Annotated in this window: 27 protein-coding genes, 3 tRNA genes and 1 pseudogene; 15 read left to right on the forward strand and 16 right to left on the reverse strand. The window is 64.1% G+C overall.

The features are described from left to right. Positions 1–62 precede the first annotated feature (62 nt). The gene (locus tag BMY29_RS09770; protein ID WP_049990130.1) at positions 63–1,847 is read right to left on the reverse strand and encodes a radical SAM protein; all 1,785 of its coding nucleotides are present in this window, start codon (positions 1,845–1,847) and stop codon (positions 63–65) included. 148 nt (positions 1,848–1,995) lie between these two features. On the opposite strand from BMY29_RS09770, the gene BMY29_RS21020 reads away from it, so the two are divergent. Both BMY29_RS21020 and BMY29_RS09775 read left to right on the forward strand, forming a co-directional pair. Next, the gene (locus BMY29_RS21020) at positions 1,996–2,154 is read left to right on the forward strand and encodes a DUF7559 family protein (protein WP_173424904.1); all 159 of its coding nucleotides are present in this window, start codon (positions 1,996–1,998) and stop codon (positions 2,152–2,154) included. 200 nt (positions 2,155–2,354) lie between these two features. Next, positions 2,355–2,885: an Hsp20/alpha crystallin family protein gene (locus BMY29_RS09775; RefSeq protein ID WP_049990129.1), complete on the forward strand. Its 531-nt coding sequence runs from the start codon at positions 2,355–2,357 to the stop codon at positions 2,883–2,885. A 1-nt stretch (position 2,886) separates the two neighbouring features. Here the strand turns inward: BMY29_RS09775 and BMY29_RS09780 are convergent, their stop codons facing one another. After that, positions 2,887–4,080, reverse strand: coding sequence for an NAD(P)/FAD-dependent oxidoreductase (locus BMY29_RS09780; protein WP_049990128.1), 1,194 nt, complete (start codon positions 4,078–4,080; stop codon positions 2,887–2,889). Positions 4,081–4,337: 257 nt separating this feature from the next. After that, the gene (locus BMY29_RS09785; RefSeq protein ID WP_049990127.1) at positions 4,338–4,631 is read right to left on the reverse strand and encodes a DUF7521 family protein; all 294 of its coding nucleotides are present in this window, start codon (positions 4,629–4,631) and stop codon (positions 4,338–4,340) included. A gap of 161 nt (positions 4,632–4,792) precedes the next feature. Here BMY29_RS09785 and BMY29_RS09790 point away from each other — a divergent pair, with 161 nt between their 5' ends. Then, complete coding sequence (locus BMY29_RS09790; RefSeq protein WP_049990126.1) at positions 4,793–5,032, forward strand: CDGSH iron-sulfur domain-containing protein; 240 nt, start codon at positions 4,793–4,795, stop codon at positions 5,030–5,032. A gap of 16 nt (positions 5,033–5,048) precedes the next feature. Here the strand turns inward: BMY29_RS09790 and BMY29_RS09795 are convergent, their stop codons facing one another. Together BMY29_RS09795 and BMY29_RS09800 are read right to left on the reverse strand one after the other, a co-directional pair. After that, the gene (locus BMY29_RS09795) at positions 5,049–6,086 is read right to left on the reverse strand and encodes a mannose-1-phosphate guanylyltransferase (RefSeq protein WP_049990125.1); all 1,038 of its coding nucleotides are present in this window, start codon (positions 6,084–6,086) and stop codon (positions 5,049–5,051) included. A gap of 1 nt (position 6,087) precedes the next feature. After that, positions 6,088–6,399 (reverse strand): DUF7091 family protein, encoded by a 312-nt coding sequence (locus BMY29_RS09800; protein ID WP_049990203.1) that lies wholly within the window; start codon positions 6,397–6,399, stop codon positions 6,088–6,090. 131 nt (positions 6,400–6,530) lie between these two features. On the opposite strand from BMY29_RS09800, the gene BMY29_RS09805 reads away from it, so the two are divergent. From BMY29_RS09805 to BMY29_RS09815, 3 genes are all read left to right on the forward strand, one after another. Beyond that, on the forward strand, positions 6,531–7,430 hold the full coding sequence (locus BMY29_RS09805; RefSeq protein WP_049990124.1) for a dihydrodipicolinate synthase family protein: 900 nt from the start codon (positions 6,531–6,533) through the stop codon (positions 7,428–7,430). Positions 7,431–7,592: 162 nt separating this feature from the next. Then, positions 7,593–8,522 (forward strand): replication factor A, encoded by a 930-nt coding sequence (locus BMY29_RS09810; RefSeq protein WP_049990123.1) that lies wholly within the window; start codon positions 7,593–7,595, stop codon positions 8,520–8,522. 1 nt (position 8,523) lies between these two features. Further along, positions 8,524–9,174 carry an RPA family protein gene (locus BMY29_RS09815; protein WP_049990122.1) on the forward strand — a complete coding sequence of 217 codons (651 nt, stop codon included), beginning with the start codon at positions 8,524–8,526 and terminating at the stop codon, positions 9,172–9,174. Positions 9,175–9,257: 83 nt separating this feature from the next. Here the strand turns inward: BMY29_RS09815 and BMY29_RS09820 are convergent, their stop codons facing one another. Together BMY29_RS09820 and BMY29_RS09825 are read right to left on the reverse strand one after the other, a co-directional pair. Then, positions 9,258–9,956, reverse strand: a complete 699-nt coding sequence (locus BMY29_RS09820) for an alpha/beta hydrolase (protein ID WP_049990121.1) — start codon at positions 9,954–9,956, stop codon at positions 9,258–9,260. Beyond that, complete coding sequence (locus tag BMY29_RS09825) at positions 9,953–10,924, reverse strand: VOC family protein (protein ID WP_049990120.1); 972 nt, start codon at positions 10,922–10,924, stop codon at positions 9,953–9,955. The genes BMY29_RS09820 and BMY29_RS09825 overlap by 4 nt, the downstream gene beginning before the upstream one ends. A gap of 145 nt (positions 10,925–11,069) precedes the next feature. On the opposite strand from BMY29_RS09825, the gene BMY29_RS09830 reads away from it, so the two are divergent. Then, on the forward strand, positions 11,070–11,501 hold the full coding sequence (locus tag BMY29_RS09830; RefSeq protein WP_049990119.1) for a DUF8146 domain-containing protein: 432 nt from the start codon (positions 11,070–11,072) through the stop codon (positions 11,499–11,501). 76 nt (positions 11,502–11,577) lie between these two features. Here the strand turns inward: BMY29_RS09830 and BMY29_RS09835 are convergent, their stop codons facing one another. Continuing rightward, complete coding sequence (locus tag BMY29_RS09835; RefSeq protein WP_049990118.1) at positions 11,578–12,033, reverse strand: DUF5814 domain-containing protein; 456 nt, start codon at positions 12,031–12,033, stop codon at positions 11,578–11,580. Between the two features lie 179 nt (positions 12,034–12,212). Between BMY29_RS09835 and BMY29_RS09840 the strand changes: the two genes are divergently transcribed. The 3 genes from BMY29_RS09840 (at position 12,213) to BMY29_RS09850 (ending at position 14,454) form a co-directional block, all read left to right on the forward strand. Then, a tRNA-His gene (locus BMY29_RS09840) sits at positions 12,213–12,284 on the forward strand. A 527-nt stretch (positions 12,285–12,811) separates the two neighbouring features. After that, a complete protein-coding gene (locus BMY29_RS09845; protein WP_049990117.1) occupies positions 12,812–13,900 on the forward strand; it encodes a hypothetical protein in 1,089 nt (362 codons plus the stop codon). Further along, positions 13,900–14,454 carry a hypothetical protein gene (locus BMY29_RS09850; RefSeq protein ID WP_049990116.1) on the forward strand — a complete coding sequence of 185 codons (555 nt, stop codon included), beginning with the start codon at positions 13,900–13,902 and terminating at the stop codon, positions 14,452–14,454. Before BMY29_RS09845 ends, BMY29_RS09850 begins: the two co-directional genes overlap by 1 nt. A gap of 5 nt (positions 14,455–14,459) precedes the next feature. On the opposite strand, the gene BMY29_RS21720 is transcribed toward BMY29_RS09850, so the two are convergent. Together BMY29_RS21720 and BMY29_RS09860 are read right to left on the reverse strand one after the other, a co-directional pair. Beyond that, positions 14,460–14,693, reverse strand: a complete 234-nt coding sequence (locus tag BMY29_RS21720; RefSeq protein WP_394297063.1) for a winged helix-turn-helix domain-containing protein — start codon at positions 14,691–14,693, stop codon at positions 14,460–14,462. Between the two features lie 937 nt (positions 14,694–15,630). Then, on the reverse strand, positions 15,631–15,825 hold the full coding sequence (locus BMY29_RS09860; protein WP_049990115.1) for a cold-shock protein: 195 nt from the start codon (positions 15,823–15,825) through the stop codon (positions 15,631–15,633). 277 nt (positions 15,826–16,102) lie between these two features. On the opposite strand from BMY29_RS09860, the gene BMY29_RS09865 reads away from it, so the two are divergent. The 3 genes from BMY29_RS09865 to BMY29_RS09875 all read left to right on the forward strand — a co-directional run bounded on the left by BMY29_RS09865 (position 16,103) and on the right by BMY29_RS09875 (position 19,776). After that, entirely contained in the window at positions 16,103–16,729 is a 627-nt protein-coding gene (locus tag BMY29_RS09865) for a class I SAM-dependent methyltransferase (protein ID WP_049990114.1), read from the forward strand. 66 nt (positions 16,730–16,795) lie between these two features. Next, complete coding sequence (locus tag BMY29_RS09870; RefSeq protein ID WP_049990113.1) at positions 16,796–18,175, forward strand: DNA methyltransferase; 1,380 nt, start codon at positions 16,796–16,798, stop codon at positions 18,173–18,175. Positions 18,176–18,441: 266 nt separating this feature from the next. Beyond that, complete coding sequence (locus tag BMY29_RS09875; protein ID WP_049990112.1) at positions 18,442–19,776, forward strand: DUF2238 domain-containing protein; 1,335 nt, start codon at positions 18,442–18,444, stop codon at positions 19,774–19,776. Between the two features lie 48 nt (positions 19,777–19,824). Here the strand turns inward: BMY29_RS09875 and BMY29_RS09880 are convergent, their stop codons facing one another. From BMY29_RS09880 to BMY29_RS09895, 4 genes and pseudogenes are all read right to left on the reverse strand, one after another. Next, positions 19,825–20,685 (reverse strand): aldo/keto reductase, encoded by an 861-nt coding sequence (locus tag BMY29_RS09880; RefSeq protein WP_049990111.1) that lies wholly within the window; start codon positions 20,683–20,685, stop codon positions 19,825–19,827. A 141-nt stretch (positions 20,686–20,826) separates the two neighbouring features. Beyond that, positions 20,827–20,976, reverse strand: coding sequence for a YqcI/YcgG family protein (locus tag BMY29_RS21025; protein WP_177179243.1), 150 nt, complete (start codon positions 20,974–20,976; stop codon positions 20,827–20,829). 34 nt (positions 20,977–21,010) lie between these two features. After that, positions 21,011–21,232: pseudogene (locus tag BMY29_RS21725) on the reverse strand (YqcI/YcgG family protein); the annotation flags it as partial. A gap of 342 nt (positions 21,233–21,574) precedes the next feature. Next, on the reverse strand, positions 21,575–22,060 hold the full coding sequence (locus BMY29_RS09895; protein WP_049990202.1) for a phosphate-starvation-inducible PsiE family protein: 486 nt from the start codon (positions 22,058–22,060) through the stop codon (positions 21,575–21,577). Positions 22,061–22,201: 141 nt separating this feature from the next. On the opposite strand from BMY29_RS09895, the gene BMY29_RS09900 reads away from it, so the two are divergent. Further along, positions 22,202–23,143 (forward strand): alpha/beta hydrolase family protein, encoded by a 942-nt coding sequence (locus BMY29_RS09900; RefSeq protein ID WP_049990110.1) that lies wholly within the window; start codon positions 22,202–22,204, stop codon positions 23,141–23,143. A 410-nt stretch (positions 23,144–23,553) separates the two neighbouring features. On the opposite strand, the gene BMY29_RS09905 is transcribed toward BMY29_RS09900, so the two are convergent. Then, positions 23,554–23,627 (reverse strand) — tRNA-Phe (locus BMY29_RS09905). 224 nt (positions 23,628–23,851) lie between these two features. Here BMY29_RS09905 and BMY29_RS09910 point away from each other — a divergent pair. Next, the gene (locus BMY29_RS09910) at positions 23,852–24,298 is read left to right on the forward strand and encodes a DUF7344 domain-containing protein (RefSeq protein WP_049990109.1); all 447 of its coding nucleotides are present in this window, start codon (positions 23,852–23,854) and stop codon (positions 24,296–24,298) included. 244 nt (positions 24,299–24,542) lie between these two features. On the opposite strand, the gene BMY29_RS09915 is transcribed toward BMY29_RS09910, so the two are convergent. Next, positions 24,543–24,616, reverse strand: a tRNA-Val gene (locus BMY29_RS09915). Positions 24,617–24,671: the final 55 nt, after the last annotated feature.

Raw genomic sequence — 24,671 nt, forward strand, 5'->3', positions numbered from 1 at the left:
ACTACCGACACCGAGCCGTCAATTGACGGGGTAACTGTCTTACCGACGCGCCGAGAAGGGGGTCAGTCCGCGCGCTCGAGCGGTCGAACGGTTGCGAATCGGGAGAGATCGAAGGTCGTCCCCGGATTCGCATCGGCGACGGACTCGTAGGGCCGGTTGACGACGATATCGCCCGCGGTGCTGTCACCGACGCCGGGAATCGCGGTGAGTTCGTCCATCGAGGCCGCGTTGAGATCGAGCGGATAGGGAACGCCGGTCACCGAGCGGTAGCCGTGGTCGACGACCGCGACGTCGATCGTCCGCCCGAGCTCTCGTTCGCCCGGAATGCCGACCAGCAGCGGATAGGTGCCCAGCTGGCGGCCGAAGGTCTTGCCGTCCTGATGGTATTCGAGGTGGACGTCGGGCAGGACAGTCCCCGAGGGCGCGACGCGTTCGAGCATCGGATTGTCGATCTCCTCGCGGACCCGCTTCTTGTAGCGCTTGAACAGCTGCTTGTGCTCCCTGGCGATCTCGGCCCCGGTGTCGGACATGTCGGTGCCGTCGAAGGCCATCACCTGGCGGATGTTCACGCGCCGGAGCATGTACCCCTCGTCGTAGACCCGCTGGAGGAACTCGCGGTTGCGCTCGTAGGTCTCCTCGCGCTCGCCCTTGAGACCGTGCAGCAGGTTGATCCCGGGGAGCAGCTTCGGCAGGCGGTTGGGAGCGTCCTGACCGAAACTCGGACCGTCTCCGGGGTCCTCGCCCGCGCTCGCGGCTGCGCCGCTCGCGCAATCGGAGGGCCTCGGGTCCCTCGGCCCTCCCGGTCGCCACCCAGCCTCCTCGTTGACGATTTCGACCGCCTCGAAGCACTCCTCGGCGCTGACGTTGAGGTTGTTCTCCTCCTGGACGACCGGGTCGGCCGACTCGAGCCCAAACGCCGCCGTGTCGCCCGGCGTGTTGTGCTCGGCGATGATCCGGATCCCCTCGCGGCTCTTTTCGGGCCACTCGACGATCGTGATGGGGTTCATGTTGTCCAGATGCAGCGTCTCGAGGTCGGGCGCGACCTCGCGGATGCCGCTGTAGAGTTGGCGGAGTGCGTCGGGATTGGGGGCCTCGCCGTCGCCGCCGTACGCGAGGATGTCCGCCTGGCGACCCAGCCGGAAGTGCTTGACGCCGAAGTCCGAGAGCGCGTCGACCTCGCCGACGACCGTCGGCGGGGGACGGAACGAGGGATTGCCGTAGAGCGGTTCCGTACAGAACGAACACCGATACGCGCACCCGCGTGAGGTCTCGAGTTCGGCGATGAGGTAGTCGGGGTGGTTCGGGTGCTGTTCCACGATGAAAGCGCCCTCCCGAGCCCACCGGGAGACCTCGTCGACGTCGCGCATCCGGTTGTTGAACCCTTCGAGGCCGTTTACGACGAGGTCGTGGACGGCGGCCTCGACGTCGCCCTTGGCGACGAAGTCGAAGTCCAGATCCTGTCGTTCTGTCTCCGTCGCGCCGGCGTTTTCGTCGCCGACGCCGAACTTGACGGGGCCGCCCATCAGGCTGGTGCCGCTCGCGGTCCAGGCGAGTTTGCGGACCTCGTCGGGTTCGGCCGGCGTGCCGCCGACGTACTTCCCGGGGACGGTCATCCCGCCGAGGTAGATCAGGAGATCCGCCTCGTCGACGTCCCGCCAGCGGTCGGGCTCGTCGCGGAGACCGTCGATCGTGTGGTAGGTGATCCGTTCGCGGGGGACGCCCGCGTCGACGAGCGCGCCCGCCGCGTACCGGGGATACGTCGAGATGTACGGCGGCACCCCGAAGTGTGCGGGTTCGTCGACGTAACCGTCGACGATCGTCACGGACAGCGTCTCGGGGTCGGTCATGGCTCCGGGTAGCGCCTCGACGGGTAAAACGGTGACTACACGTCGTCTTCGGCTCCGCGCGTCGGCGGTCGCGTCCGATCGACCGAGCGGTTCCTGCAGTCTCGTGGGTGAAGCCAATGTTGATTAGTTCGGCACCCTAAGTGCCGATATGCCGCCGACGGAAGAGATCGTCTGTACTGCGGAGGATTGCTTTCTCGACCTGTTCGAGAACCACTACACGTACGACGTTCCCGACGAGTTCGACGTTTCGGAGCTGTCGTGTCCGGTCTGCGGGGGTACCGACTGTCTCGAACGGGTCGAACTCTGAGCCGGGCCACGTCCGCCGATACGGACACCCTACTCCGACGTCGGTCACCCGTCAGACGTTTCTTTTCTTTTGGGCAAAAGGGATATCAAGCCGGCTGTCATAGCCGTTCGTACGGCCATGTCTGTCACTGACTACACGGTCCTTCTCTCGGTCCCCGCGACCGCCGCCAGCCTCGCATGCACCGCCAGGGGTGACATCCCGTGACCCTTCGAGACCTCGGAAAATCGGTCGGTAACGCGCTCTACCGACAGCTCGGACGCGCGAACGGACGCGTCCAGAATCACCGCTCGCTGCCCGTCGACATCCTCGAAAACGACGCCGCCTACCGTGTGGTCTTCGACGCCCCCGGGGCCGAACCCGACGACGTCCAGGTTCGCTATCTCGATGGTAACGTCAAGATTCGGATCGACCGCTTCCGTCAGTTCCACGAGGGGTTCGAGATGCGGTTTCCCGGCCGCGGAATGTCGCTGAACGGCGAGGCCGAGTTGCCGGCCGACGCGATCGTCGATCCGGACGCCGGCACGGCGACGCTTACCGAAACCGGGACGCTAAGCGTCGAGATCCCGAAGGACGCGTCGGTTCAGGACGCCGACGACGGCGCCGAGTCCGACCAAACCGAGCCGATTGCTGCGACCGACGACCTCGACGATGTCGAGGCGGATCCGAAGACGAACACGGACGTGGACGCAGACACGGACACAGACACAGAGCCGGTCGTCATCGACGACTGACTCAGTTCGGGTCGAGCGTCATCCCCTCCACGACGGCGAACTCCTCGTCGCCGTCGAACCGCGTCGGATCGAAGGCCTCGATTCCCGCCTCCGACTCCGGCCCGCTTACGATCTCTTCTGCGAGTCGTTGTCCGATCGCCGGCGCACGCATGAAGCCGTGGCCCTGGAACCCGGTCGCGACGTACAGGCCGTCGCGGACCTGGCCGACCAGCGGGTCCCGGTCCGGCGTCGCCGTACAGAGGCCGGCCCAGGTGCGCTCGACCGCGAGGTCGGCGTCCGGAATCCGATGAGAAACCCGGTCGAGCAAGTCGTCCGCGAAATCCGGGTCGGCCTCGCGGTCGTAGGCGTCGGGGTCGGCCTCGCGCTCCTCGGTGCCGTCGCCCGCGAGGAGCCCCTCGGCGTGGGGCCGCAGGTAGAAGTCGCCGGTCGCGTCGTAACACATCGGCTCGGCGAGGTCGCCCTCGGCGACGAGCGCCTGAACGCGATAGGGTTTCACGGCGAGAGGCACCTCTGCGTCGGCGAGCAGTTGCTTCGTCCGCGCGCCGGCGGCGACGAGCACCGCGTCCACCTCGTGGACCGTGCCGTCGGGTCGAATCACCCGCGCGGGATCGGTTCGAACCTCGACCGGCGTGTCGGTCTCGAGGGTCGCGCCGGCGCCGGTGGCCGCGGCCGCGAGACAGGCCGCGTACTGGCTCGGATCGGTGTAGCCCGCCGCGCCCGCGATGCCCGCGACTTCGACGTCGTCGGTCCGCAAGGAGGGGAACCGGTCGGCGAGCGCGTCGCCGTCCATCTCGAACGCGACGACGCCGTTTTCCTGCATCCGCTGGACCTGCTCGCGGACGGCGTCGGCCCGAACCGTATCGCCTTCGCGGGCGAGCCAGACGTAGGGACACTCGACGAAGGGGAAAGTGTCGTCGCCCGAGAGCGCGCGGAACCGTTCGATCGCGTCGCTGGCGATTTCGGCGTCGAGGTCGTCCGCGAACGCGTCGTAGCAGATTCCCGCGGCCCGACCGGTCGCGTCGTTCGCGACGTTCCCGCGGTCGTAGAGGGTCACGTCCGCGCCCTCGCGCGCGAGGTCGTACGCCGCGGTCGCGCCGACGGCACCGGCACCGACGACGGCCACCTCGAGACCCGCTCCCTGCTGCGTGAACGCGTCCGCTCCGACGGCCAGTTCCGGCTCGTCGCGGCCGCTCATGGCCGATCACTCGTCGGGGCGGGACCGAATCGACTCGAAACGCGACCATCCGTTAGCTCCGCGCGACGCGGATCACCACTCGGCTTCATAGACGCCACTCGGGGTGGCGGTCACTTACATATAGGTGGTCGCGAGGGACGACGTCGAGGCGTTCGGTACCGTTGTGGGTTCGATCGGCTCTCTGCCGACTATCGGGCGGACCGCTAATCGGACGAATCAGCGGAGGGAAACGGGCAAATACGAGTGCACTCGCGCGCTCACGTCACGTACAGCGACCGCGCGATCACGAGGAAGCCGAGCAACACCAGCAGGCTCTCGAGTAAGATGCCCGTCATCAGCGGCACCCCGAGCAGTTCGTAGAGCATGCCGGCGAGCACTAGGCCGAGCGTAACGAGGCCGAACCCGACGGCGAGATAGCGAAGCGCCGGCTGGTGGGTCCGGCGGTAGGCCTTGTACGCGAAGAACGTGATAACGCCGCCGACGATGAGGACGAGCGTTTTGACGACCGCCAGCCCGATCGCGGTCGGCAGTGCCGCAGCGTAAACCCACATGGCTGTTCCTACTCCGATTTCCGATAGCTGAACTAAGAACCTTGTCGTTCCCGAAAGACGTGGTGTGTGACAGCTAGCCGTAGTGACAGGCCTCGGAGCGGTCCCCTCCGCCGGACGAAGCGAGCGAAGTATTTTGGGACCGGCGGCCGGAGTCGGTCCTGATGACGCGCCTGGTCGAACTCGACGAGACGGGACCGCGGAGGCTCGATCCGGAGGACATCGACGACGAGAAAGGCGACGTTGCGGTCTGCCAGTGCGGGCTCTCGGACTCGTTTCCCTTCTGTGACGGGAGCCACCGGCGGACGCACGACGAGGACGACGGGACGACCTACGTCTACGAGGACGGCGAGCGGCGGGCGGTCGAACGAGTCGTGACGAGCGACGAGGAGCGCGACGACTGACGCGGCGTCGGTATCGTTAGAACGACTCGCGCTCGCGCAGCCGGTCGACGACGTCACGGACGCGCTGGGACGCCTCGCGCGGGGCGACGAGGATTCGGTCGTCGTAGGCGGCGACGATTAGGTCCTCGACCTCGATCAGCGAGACGTGCGCGTCGGGCGCGGCGATGACGTTGTCCGCGGCCTCGAGCGAGAGGACCTCGCCCGCGACGGCCTCGTTGTCCGCGTCGTCGGCCGCACGGACGCGCCCGACGGCGTCCCAGATCCCCAGATCGTCCCAGCCGACTGACAGCGGCGTCACGTAGACGTCGGTCGCGCGCTCCATGATCGCGTAATCGACGCTGACGGCGTCGACCGCGTCGAATCCGCGCTCGGGCTCGCCGGCCTCGAGCGCGTCGACAAGCGGCGCGAGCGGCGAGTCGCGCGCTTCGCGGAGCACGGCGCTCGGCGACCAGGCGAAGATCCCGGCGTTCCAGTACGCGCCGGCGTCGACGAGCCGTGTGGCGGTCTCGCGGTCGGGTTTCTCGGTGAAGCGGTCGACGGGGACGCAGTCGTCGCCGTCCTCGAGCGCGCGCTCGTCGCTGTCGCCGTCGGGGACGATGTACCCGTACCCCGTCGCCGGCCGCGTCGGCTCGACGCCTAACGTGACGAGTCCCTCGGTCTCGGCGGCGACCGCGGCGGCCCGTTCGAGCCGCGCCGCGAACGCCGCGTCGTCGGCGACGTGGTGGTCGCTGGGCAGACAGATCAGGACGGGCTCCTCGTCGAATCGGTCGCGGAGACGCCAGGCGGCGTAGACCAGCGCCGGACCGGTGTCTTTCCCCGCCGGTTCGACCAGCACGCCGGCCTCGGGCGCGTGCTCGCGGATTTCGTCGGCGAAGGAGTCGCGGGTCAGGACGTACCGCTCGTCGGCGAAGGCCGTCCGATCGATCGTCCGCGAGAGCAGCGACTGACCGTCGGCCAGGGGGAGAAACTGTTTAGGACGGTCGCTCCGGCTCGCGGGGTAGAGCCGGCTGCCGATACCGCCGGCGAGGACGCAGGCGACGACTGGCCGGTCCATCTTACCAGGTCTCGATCCGTCCCGCGCGGACGTCTTCCGCACAGCCCTCGCAGTCGGGGTGGCCCGCCTCGTAACAGGCCGGGCGGTACTCGTCGTCGAGCTTCGCCGCCCGCTGTTCGGCGTAGCGCCGGCAGACGATCTTCGCGCGGCCGGCGTCGTCGGAGGGGAGCCCGCGGGCGTTTTTCGCCACCTCGTAGGCCTCGCGGGCCTCCCCGAGCTGCCCGTCGGTCGATTTCCGGAACTGTTCGTACTGTTCACCCGCTTCCTGGAGCGTCGAGCGCAGGAGTCGCTCGAGCCGACGCCGGTCCGCCATCGCCTCCGTCTTCGCCCGCCGGGCACATAGGCCCGTCGCCCACCGTCGCAGCCGCCGCGCGCTCGCCGCGAGTCGCGGCACGACGCGTGTGCGATGACAACGATTTTGACGCGGTAGCTGAACTCACGCACATGGACGACAGCGACATCCGCGACGCGCTCCGCGGGATCACCTGCCCGACGGTGACTCCCTTCGACGACGGATCGATCGACCAGGCGGCCCTGAACGACCTGCTCGATCACCTCCAGGCGGGCGGGATCGACGCGGTCTTCCCCTGCGGGACGACCGGCGAGTTCCCGAGCCTGGCGGCCGAGGAGCACCGACGCGTCGTCGAGGCGACAGTCGACCGCGCCGACGTGCCGGTCGTCGCGGGAGCCGCGGCGACGAGCGTCGAGGAGACGGTCGCGGCCGTCGACCGCGCCGCCGACGCGGGCGCAGACGCCGCGGCGATCGTCGCACCGTATTTCACCGCCGCGAACGCGCCCGCGGGCAACCGACGGTTCTTCGAGTCGGTCCTCGACCAGGCGTCGCTGCCCGTTCTCCTGTACAACATTCCGCAGTGTACGGGGCAGCGCATCGAGCCCGAGACCGTGGCCGCCGTCGCCGAGCACGAGCGGGCGATCGGGATCAAGGACTCGAGCGGCGACCTGGCGTACTTCCTCTCGGTGTTGGGGAAGACGCCCGACGAGTTCCTGTGTCTCCAGGGGTACGACGCCCTGCTGGTGCCCGCGCTGCGGATGGGCGCCGACGGCGGGATCAACGCGCTGTCGAACGTCGTCCCCGAGGTGCTCCGGGAGGCGTTCGAGCGGGCGGACGACGAGCGCGGTCGGAAACTCCAGGCCGAGGCGATCTCGCCGCTGTTCGAGGCCTGCACGACCCACGGCTTCGCGCCGGCGACGAAGACGGCGCTGACCCACCGCGGCGTCATCCCGTCCGACGAGGTCCGGCCGCCCCTGATCGCCGTCGACGACGACGGATCCGAGACGATCGGCGACGCCGTCGAGGCGACGCTCGACGTCGCCGGGCGGTAGCTCGATTTCCGATCCGGTCTCGGTACGGGGGTCGGGAGTTCGGACCGCTCTCTCGCGGTTTCACCCCGCAGTTCACTTTCACTCCGGTGCCGGCAGTTTAAATACTATGCGGCGCGAACGTGCGTATGCCTCCCAATGAAACCAAGGAGGAGGCGTGACACAATGAGCGACGTACGACAGCACGCGGACGAGATACACGAGCAGTTTTCGGACCACCTCGACGTGAGCGTCGAGGACGTTGAACAGCGCCTGACGACGCTCGTCGATGAGTACAAGGTACCGGTCGACGAGGCGCGCCGGAGCGTCACCAACCACTACCTCGAAGAGGCCGGCCTCGAGCGCGAGGACCTCGCCGGGGGTGGCAGCGAGGCCGCCAACATCGAGGACGTCGACGAGCCCGAGGAGTGGATCGATCTGACCGCCAAGGTCATCGAACTCTGGGACCCGCGCAGCGACTCGGTCGCCCAGGTCGGCCTGCTCGGCGACCCGACGGGGACGATCAAGTTCACCAAGTGGGCCAAGTCCGACCTGCCCGCACTCGAAGAAGGAGGGGTCTACGAACTCCGCAACGTCGTCACCGACGAGTACCAGGGCCGGTACTCGGTCAAACTCAACTCCACGACCGTGATCGAGGAACTCGACGAGGACCTCGAGGTCGGCGACGACACCAGCGAGATCGAGGGCGCACTGGTCGACATGCAAAGCGGCAGCGGTCTGATCAAGCGCTGCCCGAAGGAGGACTGCACCCGCGTCCTCCAGAACGGTCGCTGTAACGAACACGGCGAAGTCGAAGGCGAGTTCGACCTCCGGATCAAGGCCGTCGTCGACGACGGCATCGACGCCCACGAGGTCATCTTCGACAAGGACGCCACCGAGGAGCTGACCGGACTGAGCCTCGAAGAGGCCAAGGACATGGCGATGGACGCGCTGGACACGACCATCGTCGCCGACGAGATCGCGGACGACATCGTCGGCATCTACTACCGCATCGAGGGGCCGACTTTCGGCCGCTACGTCCTGGCCGACGATGTCGAGGAACTCGACGGGCCGGCGGATCCCGAGGAACTGCTGATCAAAGCGAGGTCGATGTGATATGAGTCAGGCAGAACTCACCCGCGAAGTCGCCCGTCGCGCCTTCGCATCCGAATTCAACGATTCGACGTACACGTTCAAGGAGAGCGACGACGAGCGCGCGCCCAACTACGCCCTGCTCCCGACGGGCGACCGCGCGAACCGCGTGTTCATCGTCGGCACCTTGACCGAGACCGAGGACGTCGGCGAGGACAGCGAGTACTGGCGCGGCCGGGTCGTCGACCCGACGGGGACGTTCTTCGTCTACGCCGGTCAGTACCAGCCCGAAGCGGCCTCGGTCCTCCGGGACACCGAGCCGCCGGCCTACGTCTCCATCGTCGGCAAACCGCGCACCTACGAGACCGACGACGGCACGGTCAACGTCTCCGTGCGCCCCGAGTCCATCGCGGTCGTCGACGACGCGACCCGCGACCGCTGGGTCGTCGAAACGGCCGAGCGCACGCTCGACCGCATCGCGGCCTTCGAGGAGTGGGAAGACGAGCAGGAAGCGCCCGAAAGCGGTTCGACGGCGCCGGCGAACGAGTACGCCCAGATGGCCCGCGAGCGGTACGACTCGCCCGTCGAGAACTACCGTCGCGACGTGATCCAGGCGCTCGAGAGCCTCGACGAGATCGAGGACGCCGACGAACCCGACGCGGAAACGCCCGCGTAAGGCACCAACACGCCTGCGAGCGACGATCGGACCCGCGGTCCGCGTTCGCGGCGCTTCGTTTTGTTTCAATTCGAGAGCGACCGCTACGGCGATCCGTCTCCGAGGACGGCGTCGAGCATCCCGCCGATCGCCTCGAACTCGTCGTCGGTGACCTCGTGGCCCGTCTCGGGATAGCGCCGCTCGTCGACCACGGCGTCCGCGGCCTCGAAGACGCGGGCCGTCTCGGCGACGCGTTCGCGGTCGACGTGCGGGTCCGCCCCGCCGTAGCCGATCAGCACCGGCGTTTCCGCCAGCGACCCGTCGAGTTCAGTCGCCGCGAGTTCGTCGGTCGATCCGGGAAGCGTCCCCGAGAGGACGACCAGGCCGCCGTACCGAGCGGGGGTCCGTCGGACGAACTCCGCGGCGACGCAGGCGCCTTGCGAGAAGCCGCCGACGACGGTCCGCTCGGGCGGGATATCGATCGCTCGCGCGGCGTCGAGCGCGGCGGCCACGCAGTCGACGCTCGAGGAGAGCCACGGCTCGTTGTCCGCACGAGACGCGGTCGCCGGGCGCGGATACCAGCGGCTGCGCTCAGCGTGGGGCGCGAGGACGGCCAGGCGGTGCCGGACGACGGGGTCCATGAGGTTGACGACGCCCTGGGCGGTCGCGCCGCGGCCGTGACAGAGGATCAGCGCCGCGTCCGCGGCCAGCGCGGGCGCGCCGGCGGTCAAAAGCGGCTGACCGGCGTGGGGGCCCGACACCGATTCCATCGGCCGTCCCGGCCCCGATTCGGTTCGCGTCATCGGTCTTCGTCACGGCCCGCCGGCTCACCCGCCGTCGGGACCGTCAGCGCCGGCAGCTGGCTCTCGATTAAGTCCCGATCGTCCTCGAACCAGTCGGGCAGGTATAGCGATTCGCCCGGTTCGGCATCGTCCTCGCTCGCCGCGACGCCGCCGGTCTCGGTCGCCAGTTCGAAGAGGATGCCCCCGGGCTCGCGGACGTACAGCGAGTGGAAGAAGTGGCGGTCCTTGACCCGCGAGACGTCGTAGCCGCGATCGTCGAACAGTTCGTGCCACTCGTAGAGGTCGTCCTCGGTCGGGACACGCACCGCGACGTGGTGGAGCGCCCCCTGCCCCTCGCGGCCGAAGGGGGCCTCGCGATCGAGCACGTCCACGACGGCGGTTCGCTCGTCGGTCGCCCGGTAGCGAACGCGGTTGTCGCGCTCTGCGACGTACTCGAACCCCAGCGTGTCGAGCGTGCCCGCGGTCGCGTAGGGATTAACCGACAGCGTCGAGACGCCGTGCAAGCCGCGGATCGCGCGCTCCGCCGGAACGGGGCCCGCAGTCCAGGGCTCGACGCCCGCCGGATCCGACTGGTCGGCGACGAGTTCGATCTTCGTTCCGGCGGGGTCCTCGAACCGCAGCACCCGCTCGTCGAACCGTTCGATCGGCCCCTCGACGGCGATGTCGCGGTCCGCCAGGCGCGCCCGCCAGTACTCGAGCGCATCCGCCGGGACGACGAACGCAACCGACTCGATCTGGGGTTTCCCGACCCGACCTGGGTCGCCGTAGGGGTCCGGGAAGTGTGTCAGGACCGTCCCCGGCGTCCCGACGGCGTCGCCGAAATAGAGGTGATGCTGGAGAATGTCCTCGAAGTTGACCGTTTGGGTCACCAGTCGGACGCCGAGCACGCCGCTGTAGAAGTCGATCGCCGTCTGGGCGTCCCCGACAATCCCCGTCACGTGGTGGAGTCCCGGCGTGTCGGAAAGCATTATCAGTGCGTTGGGCCGCCAGGCGGATAGCCTGTCGGGTCGGCGGTCGCGCGCGCGAAGTCGGGATCCGGTCTGATTTCGTGACCGGTCGATCCCGCTCGTCTGACGAATTGTTAAGTGTCGTGAACGACGAATGAGGACATCGATGGGGAACAAGAACAAGACCATCTCGTTCCGGGTCAACGAGGACGCGTTCGAAGCGCTACAGGAGATCGCCGAAGAGCGCAACATCTCGCTGTCCGCGGTCTTCCGGGACTACGTCGACCAGTTGGTCGACCACGACGGCCAGGTCGAAGTCGTCCCCGAGGACGAACTCGAAGCCCGCACGAGCGCGGGCGGAGACGGCGACGGGGACGACGAGATCTCGTTCCCGCCGACCGTCGAGGTCCCGAAGCGGTTCATCCGCGAACACGAGCGGCTCGAACTCGAGGCCGAGCACCTCCGAGAACAGCTCGATGAGTACAAGGCCTACGTCAACGACCTGCAGGACCGACTCGAGGACGAGCAGGACGAAGTCCTGCTGCTCGACGAATTAGACGAGTTAGACGAGGAAGACGAGTCGTACCAGCTGCGGTAGGATCGGCGAGCCGCGATCGGCCGCGTTGCCGTCCCGACCGAGAGAACCGCGGTCGGTGGCTCCCGCTTTCGTCTCGTTACCGCGCGAGGTTCTGTTTCGCCTGGCGAATCTCGTCGTGTTCGTCGTCGGCACCTTCGACCCGGGCCAGGCCTTCAGCAGCCTCGAGCGTCCGGACGGCGCTGTCGAGGAACGAGAGGATGTCGCCGGGGTAGGCGTAGACCATGTAATCGTCGGTCATCACGTCGACGATCGCGTCCGGACCCAGGCCCTGGGCGCGGAGTTCGAGTAGGTACTGGACGAACTTCCGCTCGGGACAGCCGCAGTAGGGATTGTTGTCGCAGTCGCAGTCGAGGAAGTCCTGCGAGAAGTCAAGCACCCGGTCGCGGGTCGCGTCGTCGAGCTTCTCGAGGCCGTCGCCCTGAAAGAGCAGGTCCAGCGTCGCTCCCTTGAACGCCCCCTTGGGGATGTTCGTCTCGAGCTGGGAGCTGAGCTGACGGTGATTCTTGATATAGATCTTATCGGTGATGGCCACGCGTTAGCGGGAGTTACCGGCCGTACGCCGAAAAACGTCTCGGTCGCGATCGATCGCGTCCGCGCGCCACGAGCGGGTCGCACATCGCGACCGAAATCGCGCGGTACGGAGTCGCACACCCCGCCGCGGAGTCGTAACGTATTTCAGTCCGACCGCGTGTAGAATACGGTGTAAGCGCGTCCGGGTTGGGGTAGTGGTTATCCTTCAGCCTTGTGGAGGCTGAGACGCGGGTTCGATTCTCGCACCCGGACTTCCTTTGGCGAACAAATCCGTGAGCTGAAGGAATAATCAGAGAATTGAATCAGGGAGCGAAGCGAACGCAGTGAGCGGAACGACCGTGGTTCGATTCTCGCACCCGGACCTTCTCGCCGCGCGGTACAAGCCTTCTACCAACTGGTCTCCCGTCACCCACATCCATCAACTCAGACCTATGGCGGGAAACAACCGATCATCGATGAACATCCGCGGCCGCCCCGTACAGGAATTGCGATACGCCAGTAGAATTGATATCAGGAGTGTGGTGCACAGTGACAATGATGAAAGGCCGGTCCGAACACGTGCTAATCGAGTGCGTGAGCTGTGGGACTATGCGACTCGGCCGCCGCTACGAAGACGGCACTCTCTCACAATTACATCGAAACGGATGCAATTGTGGTGGACAGGACTTCATTCTCGTTGATGACCGTGATTGATATTTTGATTTTGTATGGTGTGTTGGCTGGTATTACTCTATAGAAATGTTTTTAGCAGCAGAATATATCATACCTGTCAACGGGTAATGGCAACTCACAAACTCATCCCATACTGGATCCAAGTCCGCAAGGTAGAGGAACCGGATACAGCATGGGATCTTACCAGCATCCACACTCACGAGCCAAAATTCCCCAATAACAATCTCGCTGACTACTTTGAAGACTTCATAAAAGAGTACAAAGGAGAGAGTGACGTTTACAAAGACGAAGACGAGCAGAAAACGTTCACTGTCGCTAACCCGGTCAAACGCAAAGGAAATACCATCGAAGGACGATTTAAATCAGGAGAATGGGGTCAAAACGCTGACTTCTGGGACGTAGACAAGCACAAACGAATCGAAGACGCTCGAAAAGAAAACCATTCCGAAGAAATTCCATACTACTTCTTTTTCCACATCCCAGACACTGATCGCACACAAGCCCTTCTCCTTCTCAGCAAATACAAACGCAAAGGCGTGAAAACCCTGTTCAGTAACCTATTCTATCCAGACGAGGAGGTTGGAGATGCGTACATGACGATTGAACCGCATTACTCCGACAAAATCATCGAGAAGATTAACGAGGCTGACCGGATAGCAGCGATCAAGTTTCGTGGTCAAGACGGGATACCAGCTCGCGAACAATACGCTGATACGAAGGATATCGAGAATCTTGACGATGATTTCAGCGGTCAGCTTGAAGTCGGGTCAGAATGGAAGATCACGCCGAAAGGGAATCAGGAAGGATTCCTAGAGTACGCGAAAGAGATCGTATCTAGGGATGACACAGACGAAGTCAAGAATTTCGACTATGGGAGGGTTAGCGACTTTGAGAGTGCGAGCATCACGGTAGTTGAAGGAGAGTCCGAGCTGACGTTTCCGCTCTGGAAAGAGGAAATCCAAATGAGGGTTGACTTAGACCCTGACGAGTACAATCTTGAGATCTACGGCGATCATCCAACACCATATTCGATTGGGTGTGCCGCCCGTCAAGTAGCGAACGACTTGCTGCGTGACTGGAACACAGATATAGATACAGAATCGCTGATTCCGCAGGATGTAGGAGTGCCAGAAGACGAAGAAGAAGGTGATAGAAAAAGAGAAGAGACAGATCAAGTACCTGCTCCGCAAGGCTGATGAAAGCATTTGACCTCTCCCCGATCGTCCGCAATTTCTACAGAGATATCTTCGAGAACGATGATCGGCCTGACTACGAGGCGTACGCGTTACTCGCTATTCCCGGCTTGTTCTCACTTATTGCGTTCACTCGTCCCGTGGATTCTGATTTCATTGGGATGATGAGTACCGCGCTCGCGATTCTATTCGGGTTCACCTTCTCTACGCTGATGACGACTGCGAAGTATTCGACGAAGGATGACCGGATCGAAGAGATGGTTGTCCAGCAAACACGTGTTGGGACATCGTACGCGCTTCTCGTCAACCTAATATCCCTGATTTCGATTGTCCTCGTCTCGGTCCTCGTCGAGGATTACTCGCAGCTATCGTATCCAGTAGCCACAGGAATTTCAATTGTCGTGTACGCTTTGATGTTCCACTACTTGCTCGTCATGGTCTACCTGATGCGGTATCTCTACTTGCTCGCAATCGGTGGTGCATTCGAGCAATCGCCGAGAACAGAACCGAGGCAAGAAAGAGGGGATGAGAACGAACCACAGGAACGAACGATCTAACCGGATTACTGAGGGATGCGTTCTTTGTTCTCCAGTAGTTCGCGGCCAGCATCAGTCAGTTCATACAATCCATTTCCTCGCCCGGTCATCTCATCGGTTGGAACACGCTGAATCAGTCCTTTCTCGTCGAGTACACGGACGCGTTGCCGGATGTAGTTCTGACTCTGATCGGTTCGATCAGCGAGGTAGCACGGCGTTAGACGGCCTTCTTGGAGAGCGTCGAGAATCATCCAATCAATATCACGTAGTTCTAATTCATTTTATATCTAGAATTTTCATCTCTATCAGTTAATGACTAACGGCAAATTCAAATTATTTATATTAGTGACACGTCCTATAGCAGACATTGGGTGCAATAATTACCGCATCCTGCCTTGCCGAGACCATGAGCAAACCAGCCTCACAACAAACGTTCGGCGACTACACAGAACCCAAGTCTCCAGACGAGCCAGCACTCGCAGCTGACACGGGTGACTCGGACCTATCTCCTGCCGAGCAAGCATTAGAGAAGTACGACGGCGCACAGTACGGACAAACATCGAGATATTCTTGTCCGAGACTCTCGTCCAGATTCGTCATACTGATGATTCAGCAACCAGTTTATTAGATGTTCGTTGATTCAGTTGATCTATTGTGGACTCAGAGACTCGGCTTGATCGCTGAACGGTAACTCCAACAATTACGTTGACTGCCCGGACCTGTTTTGCGCGGCACTAACATCTGAATAGATCATCGGTATCGGGATTTCCTCGTAGGCAATCGAACCGGGGGTTCAATACGGTGGTCATAGATATCCGGAGTGACGGGAGCACACAGGGAGAGAAGGCATATCGCGTGAAAGCACACCCAAACCACCTGATACCTGTATTTCAGATGTATTCGCGGAGTCCGGGTGCGAGACAGAACCTGCGTCGATGGGGTAGTCGGTTAGAGAAGTCTTGTGGTGGCTGAGACACGGGTTCGGTTCTCGTACCCGGTCCTTCTGACGACGATTTCACGGAGGAGCCACGCGTCCGATTCTCGAGTTCAGCACGTCCGCTCGTTCAGGACGAGCCGTCGGCTACCGAGTCGTTCGTCCGTAGTGTCGCTATCCGGTAGCGCGACCGCTCCGTGGTAGCTGCGATAGAAGAAACGAAGTCACACCGCACCGTCTTCCGACGACGCTGTGAACCTGCGTTATTTGCGAACGACGTTCGTCGCTCGGGGGCCCTTGGGGGCCTGTTCGATGTCGAACTCGATTTCAGTCCCTTCCGTCAGATCCTCGCCGCCAACGTCTTCCATGTGGAAGAATACGTCGTCGTCGGAGTCCTCAGTCGCGATGAAACCGTAGCCGCCAGTGTCGTTAAAGAAGTCGACCTTACCGTTTGCCATTGCGATTATACAAAACGGGGTCATACGGTTAAGGGTTTTGTATTTGTTTCCGAATTCTCGAATCTAGGAGCCAGGTGTTCCATAAAATCTCCCCTATTTTGCTCATTCATCCATGTGTATGGGACTTCCCGAGCAATACTCTCCGATCCATCACAATACTGGGAGAATTCCGTAGGTACGCAACTTCTATCGGCCTGATACCCGGCCCGGTATCTCCCCGTTCGTCGGCACAGAAGGAGTCCAATGAGACTTTACGTATCTACGTCGGACAATACACGTGGATTCTAACGACGTTCGGCGTCAGTGGGCGAACCGATCCGGAGAATACTCACCGGAATACTACGCCTACTACGGTCCGAACGAAACAAGTGACACGCTTCGCGACATTCTCGATCAGTACATCGACCGAAACGCGCCCGTCTTGGAACTGGGCTGTAGTTCGGGCCGTCATCTCGCACACCTCTACGAACACGGCTTCGAGAACGTGGCGGGCATCGAGGTCAACGAGGATGCATTCGACGTAATGGCGGATGTATATCCCGACCTCGCCGCCGAAGGTGAGTTTTACCCGAACGCGATCGAAGACGTCATCACCGATTTCGCTGACGATCAGTTCGGCGCGATCTATTCGGTGGAGACGCTGCAACACCTCCATCCGGACGCCGAGTGGGTCTTCGACGAACTGTCTCGGATCACGGACGACCTCCTCATTACGGTGGAAAACGAGCCCGAAAGCGAGGGCGAACCCGACGTGAGCTACGTCAACGACGACTTCCCGCTCTATTACCGCGATTGGAAGGCTATTTTCACCGACCGCGGCTTCACCGAAGTCGACTCGAAATCGGGCCGGCGGGATACCATTCGAACGTTCCGAACCACTCGGACGACACGAGCGGACGTGTGAGCGACCGAGCGATGCGAAACGAATACGATAGTCGAGCGGACACTCTACGCTATCAACGAGAGAGCAATGACGGACGACCACTATCAGGTCACACTCGGCTCCTCCACCCGCGTCCGAGACGACCTCCGCGACGTAACTGATCTCACGGCCGTCGACTGGACGTTCGAAGGGTGGAACACCCAGCAGCACACCCACGGACTCCATCCCTACCCCGCGCGGATGATCCCCCAGATCGTGCGCGCCCTCCTGGGCTACTACGAGAATCAGGGCGTCATCTCGCCAGGCGACCTCGTCTACGATCCCTTCTCCGGGTCGGGGACCACGTCCGTCGAAGCGCGCCTGGCCGGCTACGACACGAAGGCCAACGACATCAATCCGCTCGCCGCCTTTCTCACGCTCGCCAAGGCGCGCCCGCTGCCGGTCGATCGGCTGGAGGCTTTCCGGCGGGACCTGATGGGTGATCTCGCCGTCGAGTTGCGGGCGGTCCGCGAACGCTACGCGGCCGGGGACGGCTTCGAGGAACTCGAGGAGCCCGAAGTGCGCGAGGGGTGGTTCCCGCAGCCGCAACTCTACGAACTCTGTACGATCCGCGACCGGATCGACGAACTCGAGGCCACGTGGGACGGCGAGCACGCGGCCGATCTCGCGCGGTTCTTCCGTGTCGCGCTCTCGCGGACGACGCGGGAGACGAGCTACCAGCGAAACGGGGAGTACAAGCGCTATCTCATCCCCGAGTCGAACCGGGGCGATCACGATCCAAACGTCTACGAGCTCTTCGACCGCGAGGTGTCGGCGAACGTCGACATGATGCGCTCGTACGCCGAGCGGGTCGATCACGAGCGGTCCTCGGAGGTCTATCTCGCCGACTCGCGGACGGCCGCGGACGTCGCGACCGACAGTGTCGACATCGTGATCACGTCGCCGCCGTACGGCGACCACAGCACGACCGTCGCGTATGGCGAGTTCTCCCAGGACCCGGCAATCGTCGCCTGGGAGCGAACGTACGACGAGATGCGAAACGTCGACAAGATCGGGCTCGGCGGCTCGGCCCGAAAGCTCGAGCCCCTCGAGACGCTCGAGGAGTGGTCGCCGTCGCTCGAAGCCACGCTCGACGTCCTCCGGGAGAAGGACGGCCGGGCGGAGGACGCCCTCGAGTTCTTCACCGACTACTACGCGGTGATGGAACAGGTCGCGCGCGTCCTCAAACCCGGCCATCCGATCGCCTGGGTCGTCGCCAACCGGACGATGTCCCGGGTGAACATCCCGACGCATCTCATCACGACGGAACTCTGCGAACGGATCGGCTTCGACCATCAGCACACGCTCGCCCGGGAGATTCCGAACAAGAAGCTCCCGCTGGAGAACGCCCCCGAAAACACTCCTGGCGTCACGGGCGAACTGATGGCCAACGAGAACATCGTGGTTATGACGGCGCCGGACGACTAGCTCGAGACCGAGACTGACCCCGGTCTGAGACCGCTCCTGGCACGAACCCGGTAATCGAAGACGGCCGCCACCGTCCCATCCGTCGATGATCAACCGCGACGGCCCCTTCGAGTGCGACACCTGCGGAACGCGGCTCGAAACGGTCGGCGGCGGCGAGTAACGCGACGGGTCCCGTCGGATTCCGCTTCCCGACGGCGTCCGCTCCGACTCGCCACCCCTAATACACAGGCTCGTTCGTTTAGTGAATTCACCCCGTCGAGTGAAATATGTCCGATATCGGGTTCGGACTCGGGCGGTCGCTCGACGAGCCGAAGCGAAACGCGGCGTTGGCCTGGTGCGTCACGGTCGCGCTCGTCGTGCTCGCGGTCAACCACGGGCTCAGCGACGCCTACCGCTGGTTCGTCTTCACCTGGTTCGCGGTCGCGATCGCACTGCTCCCGGTGGCCGCGTTCCGCGATCCGTACGCGTTGCCGCCCTGGGAACTGCTGGTCCTCGTCCTCTTGCCGGTCGCCGACGCGACGGTGCTCGGCGAGTCGCCCCTGACGTCGGTCGCAGTCTACGTGGCCGTCGCCGCGGTCGCGCTCGTCGCGACCGTCGAGACCGACCGGTTCACGTCGGTCCGGATGACCCACGGCTTCGCGGTCGCGCTGGTCGTGCTCACGACGCTGGCCGTCGCCGGCGCGTGGAACGTCGCGCAGTGGCTCACCGACGTGGCCCTCGGGACGAGTTACATTCTGGACGGCCGCTCCCAGGACGCGGCCAACCGAGCGATGATGATCAACTTCGCCTACGCGGCGCTCGCCGGCCTGGTCGCCGGCGGCCTCTTCGGGCGGTACTTCGGGACGTATTCCGACGGCGTCGCGGAGCGGTCGTCCGGGGCGCGGGACGGAGAAGGGAAAGAAGCGGAGGAAGGGAAGGAAGGGGAGAAAGAAGAGGAAACCGCACCCGACGACGAGCCGGATCCGATGCCGACCCTGATCCGAGACCGGTTGGACGCCCCCGAGCACCTCGTCAGGCGAGTCTCGCGGATCATGCAGGTCGCCCTCGCCGTCCTCCTGCTGTACGGGCTCGTGGGCCGGGATCTGACGACGATCGTGAACGCCGCCGTCGCGCTGTCGATCACGTTCCTCCCCGCCGTCTTCGAGCGGGACGCGAAGCTCCCGCTGGAACCGGGACTCGTGTTCTGGCTGACGGCGGCCGTGTTCCTCCACGTGCTCGGTTCGGCGGGGCTCTACGCGCTGATCGGGCCGTGGGACAGCCTAACCCACACGGTTTCGGCGTCGATCGTCGCCGCGGCGGGGTACGCGGTCGTCCGGGCGATCGACCTCCACACCGACGACATCTACCTCCCGCCGTCGATGCTCGTCGCGTTCATCCTCGTCTTCGTTCTTGCCTTCGGGGTCCTCTGGGAACTGTTCGAGTTCGCGATCGACTGGAGCGCCAAGTGGCTGGGAATGCAGGCGATCGTCGCTCAACACGGCCTCAGCGATACGATCGTCGACTTGGTCTACGATACGGTCGGCGCCGTCGTCGCCGCGATCTGGGGCTCGTTCTACCTCACCGAACTCTCCGAGCGCATCGCTGGACGCCTCGACGGGTGAAATCGACGAACGAAAAGACCAACCGACCGCATCGCGATCGTGGCGTCCTCAGTCCGCGGCCTCGGTCAGCCGCTGCACCTCGTCGTCGCTGAGCGAGAGTTGAGTGGCGGCAACGTTCGACTCGAGGTGATCGGGATCCGAGGTGCCCGGGATCGGGAGCATGACGTCCGCGCGCTCGAGCAGCCAGGCCAGCGCGACCTGTCGCCGCGTCGCGTCGTGCTCGTCGGCGATCTCGTCGAGGAGGTCGCCGTGTTCGTCGAGGTCGTCGCCGTCGATCGGGGCCCACGGGATGAAGCCGATGTCCTCGTCCTCGCAAATCTCGAGGACTTCCCGGCTCCCGCGGTCGTTCAGGTTGTACCGGTTCTGGACGGTCGCCACCTCGACCTGCTCGCGGGCCTGGTCGAGTTGTTCGGCAGAGACGTTACTGACGCCGACCTCGTCGACGAACCCCTCGTCTTTGAGTTCGGCGAACGTCGCGACGGAGTCCTCGAAGGGCGTATCGTCATCGGGTCGGTGGAACTGGTAGAGGTCGATGGTGTCCGCCTGCAGGCGATCGAGCGACGTGAGCACCTGGTTGCGGATGTAGTCCGGATCGCCGTGGGCGATCCAGTCGCCGTCGTCGTTGCGCAGCAGGCCGGCCTTGGTCGCGACCAGCACGTCGTCGGGGTCGCCGATCGCCTCGCCGATGAGCCGTTCGCTGACGGCCGGGCCGTAGGAGTCGGCCGTGTCGATGAGGTCGACGCCGCAGTCGACGGCGTGTCGGACGACCTCGCGTGCGGTGTCCTCGTCGTCCGGCGCGCCGATGATGTCCTCGCCGGTGATCCGCATCGCACCGAACCCGAGCCGGTGGACGGTCGTGTCACCGATTTCGAACGTATCGCTCTCGTTGGTGATCGTCTCGTCGCTCATGGTCGTACCGACAGCGGCCCGCCTCTTGAGACGTTGGCTTGCCCGAACGGTATGCCGGTTCTGCGATCGCACGAAGTCTATGGCCCCGACACCGGCCCCTCTCGGCCGGGGCTCGTCTCGTCACTCCCGCTCGCGCTTCCTTCACTCGACGTCGGTCCGCTCGGGCAGCGGACACCGAGCCACGCTCTCCGCATTCTCCGGGAGCATGTACTGCTTCCACTCCCGGGTCCGCGGGTCGACGAAGTTGCCCGCGTCGGGGTGTATCGCGACGTCGCTCGTAGAACGGCGCACGGCCGACGAGGAACACCGGCTCGCCGGCGAAGCAGTACTGCCACTTCGGGTGCTCGGGATCGGTCGGGACCGACGCCGGCCAGGGCTCGGGGTCGTGATCCTGCAGGTACTCGAGGACCCCCCAGACCTGGCGCTTGTAGGCTTCCGCAGACGGCTCGTCCGTTACGGCCGGATCCGCCTCGGACGGCCGGAAGAGCGCCACCAGCGACGGGTACTTCCCGATCGATTCGTAGGTCTCGAGGAACTCGGCCAGGGGATCGACGAGGGCCGCGAGCGCGTCCTCGCCGGCCGGCGAGTCGGGAAAGACGTACCGGAAGTAGGCCCTCCCGCTGGGCCTCTACGGCGAAGTAACACGGGTAGGGCGCGGCCTCGTCGGTCATCGTCTCGCAGAAGGCCCGGTACCTAGTCGCCTTCCAGTCGGCCAGGTCGACGGCCGCGAGTCGCTCCTCGAGCCGGTCCGCGTCGAGCAGTTCCACGGCCACGACGTCGACTACGGCCGACCGGCGCATAAATCGCGAGCCGACGCTCGCCGAGCCGCCGTCCGCGTGCGCCGTCGATCCGGTCCTGGCGGCGAGTACGGCGGACGGCGACCGCATCGTCAGCCGTACACGCGCTCCGCGAAGAGCAAGGCGACCAGGCCGAAGATGATGATCGTGTACGAGACCGCGGCGAAGAGAGCGTCCTGCGCGGTCGCGTACTCGTCCGTCCGGAAGATAATCGCCTTCCGGACCATCGCGATCACGCCAGTGTAGATGACGAGCCTGACTATCTGGCGGGTTTCGCTCTCCTGCGTGTAGGCGATGACCGTGTGATAGACTTCGACGATGATCAACAGCAAGAGGCCGGTGTCGATGAACCCGATGACGACGAGCGGATCGGTGATGGTCCGCGCTCGAATCGACCGCACGATCTGCAGCGTCAGGTCGATGACGCCGATCGCGAAGAGGATCGCAAACACCCAGGCCGCGATCAGTTCGACGAACCGAATGAATCGATCCGCGGCCGCGGCGATCCGATCGGATCCGGCGACGGTTTCCGGACTGCTGCCTGGCGGGTCCGGTGGCTGGGAGTCGTCGTCGGCCATGATGCAATCGAACCGTCGGTCCGTTCCGGACATCGACTCGAACGTGGATAAATGTTCGACGTCGCGCACATCGGTCCGGCTGGCGTTCGATCCGCAGGGCGTCACGCGTGTAGTTATGGTTCCGCCGGTCGTCGCGCCGGTATGAGCGTCACTCGCGACGCGATCCTCGATTGCCTCGGGACGATCCCCGACCGCCCCGATCCGGCCGTCGAAACCGTCTCGACCACGGCCGCCGACGGATACGAGCGCCGACTCGTCGAGTACGACGTCGAACCGGGGGAGCGAATCCGTGCGTACCTGCTCGTCCCCGACGACGTCGACGGCAATGGTGAACGCCCCGGCGTCCTCGCCGTCCATCCCCACGCAGGCGAATTCGCCGTCGGCAAGTCCGATCCGGCCGGGCTGAGCGAGACGGCCGCGTACCACTACGGCGTCGAGTGCTGTCGGCGCGGCCACGTCGTCTGCTGTCCGGATCTGCTCTGTTTCGAGGACCGGCGCCCGGCAGCGCGCGAGCGCGCGGCCGGAACGGCTCCCGACGGCGCCGAGTACGAGAAGTTCGTCGCGATGGACCGCCTGCTGCGCGGCTCCTCCCTCCAGGCGACGTACCTCTCGGACCTCGCTGCCGCGCTCGACGTCCTCGAATCCCACGACTCGGTCGATCCCGATTCCCTGGGCGTGCTCGGCCACTCGCTCGGCGGGCAGGAGGCCGCCTGGCTGGCCTGGTTCGACGACCGCGTCGCCGCCGCGGTCGCCTCCAGCGGGACGGCCCGCCTGGCGGCCGTCCAGCGCGAGCGGATCACCCACAACTTCGCGCTGTACGTCCCCGAGTTGCTGTCGATCGGCGATATGGACGACGTGCTGACGGGCGTCGCCCCGACGCCGCTGTTAGTGACTCACGGCACCGAAGATCGCATTTTCCCGCCGGACTCCGTCCGCGAGCTCGCCGCTACCGTTTCGGCCGCCTACGCCGACGCCGGCGTCCCCGACCGGTTCGAAGCACGGTTCTTCGACGGCGGCCACGAGTTCCCCGCCGATGTTCGGTCGAGCGCGTACGCCTGGCTGGACCGCTGGCTCGATCGCTGATCCGCGGTCCGTACGCCCGCACGTCGTCCCCGGTGATCGCGGTGATCGATATCCCTGCTTCACCCTATTTGAAAATCGTTCGAGGTCTCGCTGAATCGCTTCCGGAGTCGAGCGCGGTGAGAAAGGCTGCCTCTCGGATTGTGAACTACGCCTGAGAACCTGCTCGCGCTACTCGCAGAACTTCAGTCTAGTTCAAATTCGTACGGAATGCGCTTTCGCTTCTCACAGACGACTCGCGATGCTCGTCGTCTTGTTCGTCGCAAAAGTGCCGCCTCCCGGATTTGAACTTCCGAAAGACTCGCTTGCGCTCGTCTTTCGACTTCCCGCTCGCTGCGCTCGCGGGAACGGGGACAGCTCAATCTCCAGTCGAGTCCAGTAACTTCTCGAGTGAGAATCGCGTAAAATCGGGATGCCGCCTCCCGGATTTGAACCGGGGACAGCTCGATCTTCAGTCGAGTGCTCTCCCAGTCTGAGCTAAGGCGGCGCGCACCTTTATCTCCGTCCATGGTATAAAAAAGGATTTCGAATCGAGTTCGTTGTTCCGCTGTGCTTACAGGACTACGCGGTCAAGGTTCGTAACTGTGAGTAAGTTAGTGAAAAACGAGTAATGGGGACAATACGCTTACATCTACGTGTGATTACCTTCCGTCTGTTGGAATTTTAGATATTCAAGACACCCTTTTCCGCCCTGGGGGGTAATATCGTGTTATGGAAGCCCTTACCTCGAGCCAGGAGGCACACGAACTTTCCGCCAACACCATCCTCGAGCTACTGGCGAACCGCCGGCGCCGATATCTCCTCTACGCGCTGCGGGGGCGCGAGGACCCGATCGAACTCTCGACGCTGGCAGAGACCGTTGCAGGCTGGGAACACGACGTCCCGCCGGACGAAGTCGCGAAAAACGAGTACAAGAGCGTCTACGTCTCGTCCGTCCAGTGCCACGTCCCGAAACTCGACGACGCGGGCGTCGTCGACCACGACGAGGACAACCACACCGTCGTCCTCGCGGATAACTTCAAACAGCTCGAGCCGTACCTCCAAGTCGTCGTCAAAGACGAACCCGAGAACTCCACACTCCACGCCGCGCTCCAAACCGAATCGGGCGACGGGCTCCTCGGCCAGATCCGGGAGAACGTCGCGCGACTCAAGCAGTAATTTCGGTCGCCGCATTCGTCCGCCGGTACCGCGCCCGGCGCGACCAGTTCTCAGTAGCGAGTCGCCTGGCCGGACTCGAGGATTCGGGCATCGCGATCGGTCCCGCAGGCCTGGGACGGGCCAGGCGATTCCGGGAAGCAGGGTTTTGACGATTCTCACCGAGTAATACTAGGGCACAGGTGGGTTCGAACCGCCACTCGCATCACGCACCTGCTGCTCGCGAATTTGCTCGCAGCAGGAGTAGTGGGCTCGGGCGGGTTCGAACCACCGACCTCGGCCTTGTAAAGGCCGCGTCATGACCAGCTAGACCACGAGCCCGCATTCGAACCGAGTGGCCCCGTCGGAATAACCTTTACTTTCTCGCCGTGAAGGG

Source organism: Natrinema salifodinae (genome assembly GCF_900110455.1).
GTDB lineage: Archaea > Halobacteriota > Halobacteria > Halobacteriales > Natrialbaceae > Natrinema > Natrinema salifodinae.

What these genes read in the sequence shown, in the direction of transcription:
- BMY29_RS09825 (WP_049990120.1), bottom strand. Translation starts at nt 10,924, where the DNA reads ATGCTTTCCGACACGCCGGGACTCCACCACGTGACGGGGATTGTCGGG.
- BMY29_RS09815 (WP_049990122.1), top strand. Translation starts at nt 8,524, where the DNA reads ATGAGTCAGGCAGAACTCACCCGCGAAGTCGCCCGTCGCGCCTTCGCA.
- BMY29_RS09895 (WP_049990202.1), bottom strand. Translation starts at nt 22,060, where the DNA reads ATGGCCGACGACGACTCCCAGCCACCGGACCCGCCAGGCAGCAGTCCG.
- BMY29_RS09870 (WP_049990113.1), top strand. Translation starts at nt 16,796, where the DNA reads ATGACGGACGACCACTATCAGGTCACACTCGGCTCCTCCACCCGCGTC.
- BMY29_RS21020 (WP_173424904.1), top strand. Translation starts at nt 1,996, where the DNA reads ATGCCGCCGACGGAAGAGATCGTCTGTACTGCGGAGGATTGCTTTCTC.
- BMY29_RS09770 (WP_049990130.1), bottom strand. Translation starts at nt 1,847, where the DNA reads ATGACCGACCCCGAGACGCTGTCCGTGACGATCGTCGACGGTTACGTC.
- BMY29_RS09795 (WP_049990125.1), bottom strand. Translation starts at nt 6,086, where the DNA reads ATGGACCGGCCAGTCGTCGCCTGCGTCCTCGCCGGCGGTATCGGCAGC.
- BMY29_RS09910 (WP_049990109.1), top strand. Translation starts at nt 23,852, where the DNA reads ATGGAAGCCCTTACCTCGAGCCAGGAGGCACACGAACTTTCCGCCAAC.
- BMY29_RS09790 (WP_049990126.1), top strand. Translation starts at nt 4,793, where the DNA reads ATGACGCGCCTGGTCGAACTCGACGAGACGGGACCGCGGAGGCTCGAT.
- BMY29_RS09900 (WP_049990110.1), top strand. Translation starts at nt 22,202, where the DNA reads ATGAGCGTCACTCGCGACGCGATCCTCGATTGCCTCGGGACGATCCCC.
- BMY29_RS09800 (WP_049990203.1), bottom strand. Translation starts at nt 6,399, where the DNA reads ATGGCGGACCGGCGTCGGCTCGAGCGACTCCTGCGCTCGACGCTCCAG.
- BMY29_RS09830 (WP_049990119.1), top strand. Translation starts at nt 11,070, where the DNA reads ATGGGGAACAAGAACAAGACCATCTCGTTCCGGGTCAACGAGGACGCG.
- BMY29_RS09820 (WP_049990121.1), bottom strand. Translation starts at nt 9,956, where the DNA reads ATGACGCGAACCGAATCGGGGCCGGGACGGCCGATGGAATCGGTGTCG.
- BMY29_RS09805 (WP_049990124.1), top strand. Translation starts at nt 6,531, where the DNA reads ATGGACGACAGCGACATCCGCGACGCGCTCCGCGGGATCACCTGCCCG.
- BMY29_RS09860 (WP_049990115.1), bottom strand. Translation starts at nt 15,825, where the DNA reads ATGGCAAACGGTAAGGTCGACTTCTTTAACGACACTGGCGGCTACGGT.
- BMY29_RS09875 (WP_049990112.1), top strand. Translation starts at nt 18,442, where the DNA reads ATGTCCGATATCGGGTTCGGACTCGGGCGGTCGCTCGACGAGCCGAAG.
- BMY29_RS09810 (WP_049990123.1), top strand. Translation starts at nt 7,593, where the DNA reads ATGAGCGACGTACGACAGCACGCGGACGAGATACACGAGCAGTTTTCG.
- BMY29_RS09785 (WP_049990127.1), bottom strand. Translation starts at nt 4,631, where the DNA reads ATGTGGGTTTACGCTGCGGCACTGCCGACCGCGATCGGGCTGGCGGTC.
- BMY29_RS09780 (WP_049990128.1), bottom strand. Translation starts at nt 4,080, where the DNA reads ATGAGCGGCCGCGACGAGCCGGAACTGGCCGTCGGAGCGGACGCGTTC.
- BMY29_RS09850 (WP_049990116.1), top strand. Translation starts at nt 13,900, where the DNA reads ATGAAAGCATTTGACCTCTCCCCGATCGTCCGCAATTTCTACAGAGAT.
- BMY29_RS09845 (WP_049990117.1), top strand. Translation starts at nt 12,812, where the DNA reads ATGGCAACTCACAAACTCATCCCATACTGGATCCAAGTCCGCAAGGTA.
- BMY29_RS09880 (WP_049990111.1), bottom strand. Translation starts at nt 20,685, where the DNA reads ATGAGCGACGAGACGATCACCAACGAGAGCGATACGTTCGAAATCGGT.